General features: G+C 66.0%; 8 protein-coding genes, 1 tRNA gene and 1 pseudogene. 7 read left to right on the top strand and 3 right to left on the bottom strand.

The annotated features are described in order from the left end of the window. Nucleotides 1-287 precede the first annotated feature (287 nt). A pseudogene (locus tag GD1_RS25580) lies at nt 288-458 on the bottom strand (IS1380 family transposase); the annotation flags it as partial. Between the two features lie 39 nt (nt 459-497). Continuing rightward, nucleotides 498-788, bottom strand: a complete 291-nt coding sequence (locus tag GD1_RS24520; RefSeq protein ID WP_244882987.1) for a helix-turn-helix domain-containing protein — start codon at nt 786-788, stop codon at nt 498-500. A 236-nt stretch (nt 789-1,024) separates the two neighbouring features. Between GD1_RS24520 and GD1_RS23255 the strand changes: the two genes are divergently transcribed. Then, nucleotides 1,025-1,480, top strand: coding sequence for a hypothetical protein (locus GD1_RS23255; protein ID WP_157079603.1), 456 nt, complete (start codon nt 1,025-1,027; stop codon nt 1,478-1,480). Nucleotides 1,481-1,901: 421 nt separating this feature from the next. Here the strand turns inward: GD1_RS23255 and GD1_RS23250 are convergent. After that, a tRNA-Leu gene (locus GD1_RS23250) sits at nt 1,902-1,987 on the bottom strand. 321 nt (nt 1,988-2,308) lie between these two features. Between GD1_RS23250 and GD1_RS23245 the strand changes: the two genes are divergently transcribed. The 6 genes from GD1_RS23245 to GD1_RS23220 form a co-directional block, all read left to right on the top strand. Then, nucleotides 2,309-3,574, top strand: a complete 1,266-nt coding sequence (locus GD1_RS23245) for an FHA domain-containing protein (protein WP_059039879.1) — start codon at nt 2,309-2,311, stop codon at nt 3,572-3,574. A gap of 194 nt (nt 3,575-3,768) precedes the next feature. Beyond that, a complete protein-coding gene (locus GD1_RS23240; protein ID WP_020793043.1) occupies nt 3,769-4,230 on the top strand; it encodes an FHA domain-containing protein FhaB/FipA in 462 nt (153 codons plus the stop codon). Beyond that, nucleotides 4,227-5,747 carry a PP2C family protein-serine/threonine phosphatase gene (locus GD1_RS23235; RefSeq protein ID WP_053777631.1) on the top strand — a complete coding sequence of 507 codons (1,521 nt, stop codon included), beginning with the start codon at nt 4,227-4,229 and terminating at the stop codon, nt 5,745-5,747. Before GD1_RS23240 ends, GD1_RS23235 begins: the two co-directional genes overlap by 4 nt. Beyond that, entirely contained in the window at nt 5,748-7,178 is a 1,431-nt protein-coding gene (locus GD1_RS23230; protein WP_059039878.1) for an FtsW/RodA/SpoVE family cell cycle protein, read from the top strand. It abuts the gene before it with no gap. Further along, nucleotides 7,175-8,653: a peptidoglycan D,D-transpeptidase FtsI family protein gene (locus GD1_RS23225; RefSeq protein WP_059039876.1), complete on the top strand. Its 1,479-nt coding sequence runs from the start codon at nt 7,175-7,177 to the stop codon at nt 8,651-8,653. Before GD1_RS23230 ends, GD1_RS23225 begins: the two co-directional genes overlap by 4 nt. Continuing rightward, nucleotides 8,650-9,499 (top strand): serine/threonine-protein kinase (locus GD1_RS23220; RefSeq protein WP_157079602.1); only part of this gene is annotated, 850 nt, incomplete at its 3' end. The genes GD1_RS23225 and GD1_RS23220, both read left to right, overlap by 4 nt.

Raw genomic sequence — 9,499 nt, 5'->3', positions numbered from 1 at the left:
CCCCGCCGCCAACACTGAGGGCCGACACCGCAACACACGCCACCGCCCCCTGAAATATCCTGCGGGACAGTCGGTGACGCGAAAGACGATGAACCAACGAACCCTGACCACCCATGATGACCCCCGCGTCATAGTGTCAATCCTGATGCGTCGAGGCTCATCCCAAAACAACGAATGGTGAACCCCGAATTCACTAACGGAACGATTAGAACAGAGAAGTAGACACTTGACAACCTGAACCCATGGAGTCGGGTGGCCACAGCTGACCCGGTAGCCCCGTACCTTCGTAGCTGCTCCAGTGCGTCGGTGGTGACGGTGATGTGATCGGCGCCGGTGTTCGCTCCGGCATTGCCGGCCCGCAACTCGATCGCCAGGGGTTCAATCGCCAGGAGTTCACCGGTACCGGTGGCACTGTGGTCGAGGAACGCACGCACCGGATGAAACCCGAAGCCACGCTTAGGCTAATGGTCCTTCCTTGAATACCAAGGTACCCCAGGTCACGTTGGCCGTTGACAGCTGAATTCGAGGTACCCCGGCTCGCCGCCATGGCTATCCATCGCTACTGAGATACCGCTCTGCTTCACTGAGGACTCCGCTAGGAGTTGTGCCGAGCGCTTCGACAAGATCCAGAGTCGATCGACTTGTGTTGACGCCTCGCCAGTTTCGATCCGGGCAATCGGCGGGCGACTCACGCCGCTGGCGTCGGCCAACGCCTGCTGGTTTAGCCCGGCACTGAGGCGTGCTCGTCGGACGGCTTCGCCAACAGCATCTCTGCGCAACCTTCTCACCCGCCTCTGCCCAGCGGACAACGATGACCCAGGGACCGGCACGTCCCCATTTCCCCTGTACCCCAACCGATCTGTTCAACTCACACACGTTGTATCGCACGCGATTCTAAAACTTGGGTCGCGTCTCTTGCGTGGACTGAATTGATCGCGGTCGTCCCGCAAGCCGATCAGGTGTCGAACCCATACATTGGATAGCCCTCAAGAAACGCATGAAAATGGTCCCTGAAGGTGAGGTAGTGACTGCGTTGATGCGAGGCCATGCGTTCGGCGCCTACCTCCTATCGGGACCGCTTCGCACGTCTAAGGCGGTCGGTGGCCGGATGATCGGCTTGCAACCCGTCCTGACGACAAGCGGTGCGGCTGTGGGCAAGGTGATCGATATCGAGCCCCGCCTAGACGCCTGCTTCTCACGTAAGGGGACGGCGGTATCGGCCGCAACAGTCCGGCCAGGCGTCTTTGCACACGCCACGTTCGACTCATTCGGCGACGACATCCATGTTGCCGGTTTCACTATGGGAATCGCCGGTGCCGACAGCATCGGCATCGGCCACCACATCGTTCGGATGCAAGGAAACGTCAGGGGCATGCTCCGCCGGCTTCGCGTCGTCGAGGCCCCAGACTCGTTCGTCCCGCCGCCTGGCGAGTTAACTGCGTGGTCGGCCCCTCCCGGAATCCAGGGCGGACTCTGGTAGTCCCTCACAACGGGATACACCCCGCAAGGCAGCCATGACCACTGCGAGAACGGACGGTCGTACCCAACAACCTAACCGGGCTAAGAACGGATCCCGCCATGGGTACTCGAAGGCCCCATGACGGGATCGATCCCTCCCGCCTAACCGACTCAGAACACGAACACATCGCCCGTGTGGCAGGCCAGCACGCAAGATCTGTCAGACCTCACTGCTACAAATGGGCCCAGACGAAACGTGACCCTGCGATAGCACGATGACACCGACCCAGATTCCGCACCGAAACAGCCAAGTCAGGGACTCCGCCCACAGATTCCCCGATCGCCGGCTTTGCAGACATCCGTAGATCAATGGAAGAAAAACAAAAGGTCAGGCCGCATTTCTGCAACCTGACCCTTGTCAGCGTTTTGAGCTGAACTGCTCGTGGTGGGCGAAGGGGGACTTGAACCCCCACGTCCCGAAGGACACTGGCACCTGAAGCCAGCGCGTCTGCCATTCCGCCACTCGCCCGTGACTTTCGTGATCGATGGCTTCGATCAGCGACTGGACGACGATAGCACGCAGACCCCGACGAACAACAAATCGGCACGTCGGGGCCCCGCGACGAGGTCGAACACCATCCGATCAAAGCATCGCGTCGATCAGGAGGTGGACGCGCGGCCGGTGTTCGTCCACCATCAAAGGAGGACTTCCGTGTTTCCGGCATCGTGATGCCGGTGAGACGGTGGGCACTGCAGTTGCTCGATGACAGCCGTTACCGCGAGTATCGGTATCATCATCAGAGGCCATATGCACGGCGACACGCCAGAATGCCGCGAAGGGAGGTCGGTGGTGGGGATCTTGCAGAGGATCGAGCGCAAGCTCGAAGGCGCCGTCGACGACGGTTTCGCGAGGGTGTTCGGTGGTGAGGTGGAACCGCAGGAGATCGAGAACGGCCTGCAGCGTGAAGCCGAGGAGTCCCTCGAGAACCTCGGCGACGGTACAATCCTGGCCGCAAACAGCTACACGTTGCTGTTCAGCCCGACCGACCACGCACACATCGCGGCCGAGTACGAGTTGAACCGCAAGCGGTTCTCCAAGCACCTGGAGAACTTCATCCATGACAACGGGTGGCAGACGTACGGCCAGGTGGTCGTCGAGTTCGACCAGTCTGCGTCCTTACACACAGGTATGTTTCGTGCTCGTGGCGCGGTCAACCCGGACGCCGAGCCGCGGCCAGAACCCCGCGGGCAGGCACGACCACAGGCACAACCGCGTCCCGACGGCGCGGCCCGAGAAGTAGGAGCCCCAGAAATGACCCAGAACCCCGGATACGACCAGCGCAGGGGCGCGGAGCCGGCGTACGACCAGGGTGGCTATGGCCAGCAGGGCTACGACTACCAACAGGGCTACGCACAACCCGCCCAGGAGCAGGCCGGCTACGGCCAGCAACCGGGCTACAGCAGCCAGCCGGGCGGCTACGACCAGGCCGGGTACGCGCAGCAGGGCTACGAGCAGCAGCCGGGTTACGGCCGGCAGGGCTACGAGCAGGGACATGCACAGCAGCCCGGCTACGGCCAGCAGGGCTACGAACAGGGCGGCTACGGCCAGGGCGGTTACGACTACCAGCAGGGCTATGGCCAGGACCAGGGCGGCTACGGCCAGCAACCGGGTTACGGCCAGCAGGGCTACGAGCAGGGTTATGCACAGCAGCCCGGCTACGGCCAGCAGGGCGGATATGACCAGGGCTACGGACAGCAGCCGGGTTACGGTCAGCAGGGCGGCTACGGATACGACCAGGGCTACGGACGCCCCGCTGCCGGCTACGCGCCGAGCGCGATCGTTCTGATGCTCGAGGACGGCAGCAACCGAACCTTCCAGCTGCGGGAGGGCTCCAACGTCGTCGGCCGTGGCCAGGACGCGCAGTTCCGCCTCCCCGACACCGGCGTGTCCCGCCGGCACCTGGAGATCCGCTGGGACGGCAGCACCGCGATGCTCACCGATCTGAACTCCACCAATGGCACCACCGTCAACGACGTGCAGGTGAACAGCTGGGAGCTCGCCGACGGTGATCGCATCCGCGTCGGACACTCCGACATCACCGTCCGGTTCCAGTAGAACCACGACAAACACCCCGGCGGCGGGCCGCATGCACCGCCGTCGGTCCAACGTCGAGACGGAACTGACACCTCTGAATGACGGGTGTCCGCGATTCACCCCATAAGATCGCAGTCGGGTCCGTTCGCCCCGGGATCACCGAGGCGGAGCCGACGACTCGACGACCACGAGACCGCGATGGAGGTGGATTCGACATGCAGGGGTTGGTGCTGCAGCTGACCCGACTGGGGTTCCTGCTGCTGCTCTGGCTGTTCGTCTATGCCGTGATCCGCACCGTGCGCGCCGACATCGTCACCGCATCCGGATCACGCCTGACACGCTTTCGCACCGGTGAATCCGGTCGAGGCCGGCAGTCCACACGCGGGTCGGCGCGATTCCTCGTCGTCACCCACGGCGCTCTGGCCAACACGCGCATCACGCTCGGTGCGCAGCCAGTGCTGATCGGCCGGGCCGACGACTCGACACTGGTGCTGACCGACGACTACGCATCCGAACGGCACGCACGACTGTCGAGCCGGGGAGATGACTGGTACGTCGAGGATCTGGGCTCGACCAACGGCACCTATCTGGACCGCGACAAGGTGACCACCGCCGTGAAGGTCCCGCTCAACACGCCGATCCGGATCGGCAAGACCGTGATCGAGTTGCGCCCGTGACCTTGGTGTTGCGCTATATCGCGCGAAGCGACCAAGGCCTGGTCCGAGCCAACAACGAGGACTCCGCATATGCCGGTCCCCGACTGCTCGCCCTGGCCGACGGCATGGGCGGCCACGCCGCCGGTGAGGTCGCCAGCCGGCTGGTGATCGAGGCGATGCGTTCCCTCGACGACGACGACCCGTCGGGCGATCTGCTGTCGGCGCTCGACCGCGCCACCCAGACCGGCAACCAGGCGATCGCCCATCAGGTGGAGCAGGCCCCCGAACTCGACGGCATGGGCACCACGCTCACCGCGATCCTGTTCGCCGGCAGCCGGATCGGGCTGTGCCACATCGGCGATTCCCGCGGCTACCTCTACCGCGACGGACAACTCAACCAGATCACCCGCGACGACACCTTCGTGCAGACCCTCGTCGACGAAGGGCGCATCACCGCCGAACAGGCACACACGCATCCGCAGCGGTCACTGATCATGCGGGCGCTGACCGGCCAGGCCGTCGAACCCACCCTCACGATGCGTGAGGCGCGCCCCGGCGACCGCTATCTGCTGTGCAGCGACGGACTCTCGGACGTGGTCAGCGAGGAAACGCTGGCCGAGACACTCGGGTCGATCACCGACTACAAGGAATGCGCCGACCGGCTGATCGAGCTGGCACTCCGCGGCGGCGGCCCCGACAACGTGACCGTGGTGCTCGCCGACGTCGTCGACACCGACTACGGCGAGTCGCGACCCATCGTCGGCGGTGCCGCCGGAACCGGTGAGGACGCCTACACCCCGGATCCGAAGACCGCGGCCGGCCGGGCTGCCGCCCTGCGTCCGAAGCTGGCCGAACCGCAACGGCCGACGATCCTGCCCGACGACGAACCCACCCCCACCCGACATCGGGGACGCTGGGTGGCCGCGGCGATCGCCGTGGTGGTGATCGCGGCGATCGTGGGCGGATTCTTCGTGATCCGCGGCATCCTGCACCGCACCTACTACGTCGGCGAACAGGACGGGAACGTCCTGATCTTCCAGGGCTCCCCCGACACCATCCTGTTCCTGCAGGTCAGCAACCCCACGCAGAAGGGGTGCATCCTCAACCCCACCTCCCCGGACGCGTCCATCGAGTTCCGCCCGATGGACAGCACCGAGGCGTGCGACGAGCTGCCGCTCAGCGATCTGGTGACCCTGTCGCGCAACACCGTCGAATCGCACAGCATCTCCGGCAAACCGCTCGACGAGATCCGGGTGGCCGCCGGTGGTCTGCGGTTGCTGCCGCTGTGCCCGGAGACCACCCCCGACCAGTCCCTGCCCAGCCCGACCGCGCCCACACCGGCACCCACCCCCGCCCCGGGCGCCGAACCGCCGACCAACGAGGTGGTCCCGGCATCCGACCAGCAGGGCGAGGTCATCCCGGTGACCGGACCGTCGTCGGCCACGCCCTCGTCGGGTGCCCCGTCGGCGCCCACGTCAGCGTCGATCCCCCAGTCCACCCCGGCCCCCACCGGGCAGGACGGCTGTCGGACGCCGTAGATGACCCAGACCGCCTCCCCCACCCACGCCCCGCCCAGCCGACCCGAGCACACCGGACGCAACATCGAACTGGCGTTGCTGGTGTTCGCCATCGGTGTGGTCACCATCGCGCTGCTCATCGTGCAGAGCGCCCAAGGTGAGACCCTCTCGTGGGACATCCTCAAGTACGTCGCCGGCTACGTCGTGCTGTTCGGCATCGGACACTTCGTGGTGCGCCGCTACGCCGCGCACGCCGACCCGGTGTTCCTGCCGATCGTCGCACTGCTCAACGGGCTCGGCCTGGTGCTCATCCACCGCCTCGACCTGGGCTCGGGCAACACCGGCGAGACCATCAACCCCAGCGAACGCACCAACAACGCCGACCAGCAGCTGCTGTGGGCGTATCTGGGCATGGCCGTGTTCGCGGTGATCCTGATCGTCATCCGCGATCACCGGGCGCTGTCTCGGTACGCCTACACGCTGGGCCTGGGTGGTCTGATCTTCCTGGCGATCCCGGCGATCCTGCCGTCGTCGCTGTCGGAGATCAACGGCTCCAAGATCTGGATCCGCACCCCGCTGTTCAACATCCAGCCCGGCGAGTTCTCCAAGATCCTGATCATCATCTTCGCCGCGGCGTTCCTGGTGTCCAAGCGTGACCTGTTCACCACCGCGGGCAAACAGTTCCTGGGCATCGATTTCCCGCGCGCCCGCGACCTCGGTCCGCTGCTGGTCGCCTGGATCCTCGCGATCGGCGTACTCGCCTTCGAGTCCGACCTGGGTACCTCGCTGCTGATCTTCACCACCGTCCTGACCATGGTCTATGTGGCCACCGAGCGGGTCAGCTGGCTGGTGCTGGGGCTGAGCCTGTTCGCGGTGGGCGCGGTGGTCGCCTACAACCTGTTCAGCCACCTGCAGGTGCGTGTGGCGGTGTGGCGCGACCCGTTCGCCGACTTCTACTCGACCGGCTACCAGGTGGGCCAGAGCCTGTTCGGGCTGGCCACCGGCGGACTGTTCGGGACCGGACTGGGCTCCGGGCGCCCCAACGCGGTGCCCTTCGCCAACACCGACTTCATCATCGCCACCATCGGCGAGGAACTCGGCCTGGTGGGCCTGGCCGCCGTCCTGATGCTCTACCTGATCTTCATCATGCGTGGTCTGCGCACCGGCGTCGCCGTCCGCGACAGCTTCGGCAAGCTCCTCGCGACCGGGCTCGCCTTCACCATCGCGGTGCAGATCTTCGTCGTCGTCGGCGGTGTCACCAAACTGATCCCGCTGACCGGTCTGACCACCCCGTTCATGTCGTACGGCGGGTCGTCGCTGCTGGCCAACTATGTGCTGGTGGCATTGCTGATCCGGATCTCCAACGCGGCCCGTGAGCCCGACCCGACCAAGCGTCGGCCGACGCCCAAGCCGGTGGAATCGCTGGAGACCCGGGCGGTGAAACGCCCGTGAACAAACCCATCCGACGGGTGTCGGTGGCGGTGATCGTGTTGATCGTGATCCTGCTGGCCAACGCCACCTACGTTCAGGTCTTCAAGGCGAACTCGCTGCGCTACGACCCGCGCAACGACCGCGTGCTGCTCGACGAGTACTCGCGGCAGCGGGGTTCGATCATCGCCGGCAACGAGGTGATCGCGGCATCGCAGCCCACCGACAGCCGCTACAAGTACCTGCGCACCTACCCGGTGGAACCGCGCGCCTTCGCCCCGGTCACCGGCTACTACTCGATCCAGTACGGCTCGGTGGGCCTCGAACAGTACGAGAACTCGATCCTGACCGGCAACGACGACCGGCTGTTCGGGCAGCGGTTCATGGACATGTTCTCCGGCCGCGACCCACGCGGCGGCAACGTGGTGACCACGATCGACCCCAAGCTGCAGGTCACCGCCTACGAGGCGATGGTCAACGGGCCGTGTGACGGTCCCTGCCGTGGTGCGGTGGTGGCGATGGACCCGGCCACCGGCAAGATCCTGGCGATGGTGTCGACGCCGAGCTACGACCCCAACCTGCTGGCCAGCCACGACCAGAACGTGCGGGAGGCCGCGTGGGCGGTCGACACCGGACCCGACAAGCGCCTGCAGAACCGTGCGATCGAAGAGGTCTACCCACCCGGGTCGACGTTCAAGGTGGTCACCGCGGCCGCGGCCCTGCGCGACGGCAAGACCGCCGACACCCGCCTGACCGGGTCGGCCGACTTCCGGCTGCCCGACAGCACCGCGAGCCTGCCCAACTACGGCGACGAGACCTGCCCCGGCGGTGGAACGGTGACGCTCGCCGATGCGATCAAGTACTCGTGCAACACCGCCTTCGCCGACCTGGTGCTCAACAAGATGGATGACGGCACAGCCAAGCTCAAGCAGACCGCCCGGCTGTTCGGGCTGGACACCGCGGCCCCCAACATCCCGATGCCGGTGGTCGCGTCCACCGTCGGACCCATCCCGGACCGCGCATCGCTGGCGCTGTCGGCGATCGGACAGAAGGACGTGGCCATGACCGCCCTGCAGAACGCGATGGTCGCGGCGACCGTCGCCAACGCCGGGGTGCGGATGCAGCCGTATCTGGTGGACAAGTTGCAGTCGGCCGACCTGCGAACGCTGTACACGACGCCCCCGACGACGGTGAACTCGCCGATCACGTCGGAGCAGGCGGCTAGCCTGACCTCGATGATGGTCGGGTCCGAGAACTACTCGAACACGGGCGCAGGCTCGGTACCGATAGCCTCGAAGACCGGAACCGCCGAGCACGGCGACCGCACGGTGACCACGCCGTACACGTGGTACATCGCATTCGGTCCGTCGACCGACGCGAAGATCGCAGTGGCGGTCGTCGTCGAGAACGGACAGGATGGCGTGGCGTCGGTCGGTGCGAGAACCGCCGGTCCGATCGGGCGCGCGGTGATCAATGCTTATGTAGGAGGTGGACGATGACGCTGCAGAACGGCACCATCATCGCCGACCGCTATCGGCTGATGCGGCTGATCGCCACCGGCGGTATGGGACAGGTGTGGGAAGCACTGGACACCCGGCTGAATCGTCGGGTGGCGGTCAAGGTACTCAAGGCCGAGTACTCCGACGACCCGGAGTTCACCGCGCGGTTCCGCACCGAGGCGCAGACCACGGCCATGCTGAACAACCCCGGCATCGCGAACGTCTTCGACTACGGCGAGACCCCGGACCGTGGCGGCGGCACCCTGGCGTATCTGGTGATGGAGCTCGTCGACGGTGAGCCGCTGAACTCGGTGATCTCGCGGCTGGGCCGGCTGTCGGTGACCAACACCCTCGACATGCTCGAGCAGACCGGCCGGGCGCTGCAGGCCGCACACAGTCAGGGACTGGTGCACCGCGACGTCAAGCCGGGCAACATCCTGATCACGCCCATCGGGCAGGTCAAGATCACCGACTTCGGCATCGCCAAGGCGGTCGACGCCGCCCCGGTCACCCAGACCGGCATGGTGATGGGTACCGCCCAGTACATCTCGCCCGAGCAGGCCACCGGCGACGACGCGACCGCGGCGTCGGACGTGTACTCGCTGGGTGTGGTGGGCTACGAGGCCCTGGTGGGTCGCCGCCCCTTCCTCGGCGACGGTGCGATCACCGTCGCGATGAAGCACATCCGCGAGACCCCGCCGCCGCTGCCGGACACCGTGCCGGCCAACGTGCGCGAACTCATCGACATCACGATGTCGAAGGACCCCAAACAGCGTTATCCCAACGGCGGCGCGTTCGCCGACGCCGTCGCCGCCGTCCGGGCCGGTCATCGGCCGCCCCGCCCGG

This window comes from Gordonia desulfuricans NBRC 100010 (genome assembly GCF_001485495.1).
In the GTDB taxonomy this organism is placed as follows: domain Bacteria; phylum Actinomycetota; class Actinomycetes; order Mycobacteriales; family Mycobacteriaceae; genus Gordonia; species Gordonia desulfuricans.
This window is presented reverse-complemented; position numbering and strand designations above follow the sequence as displayed.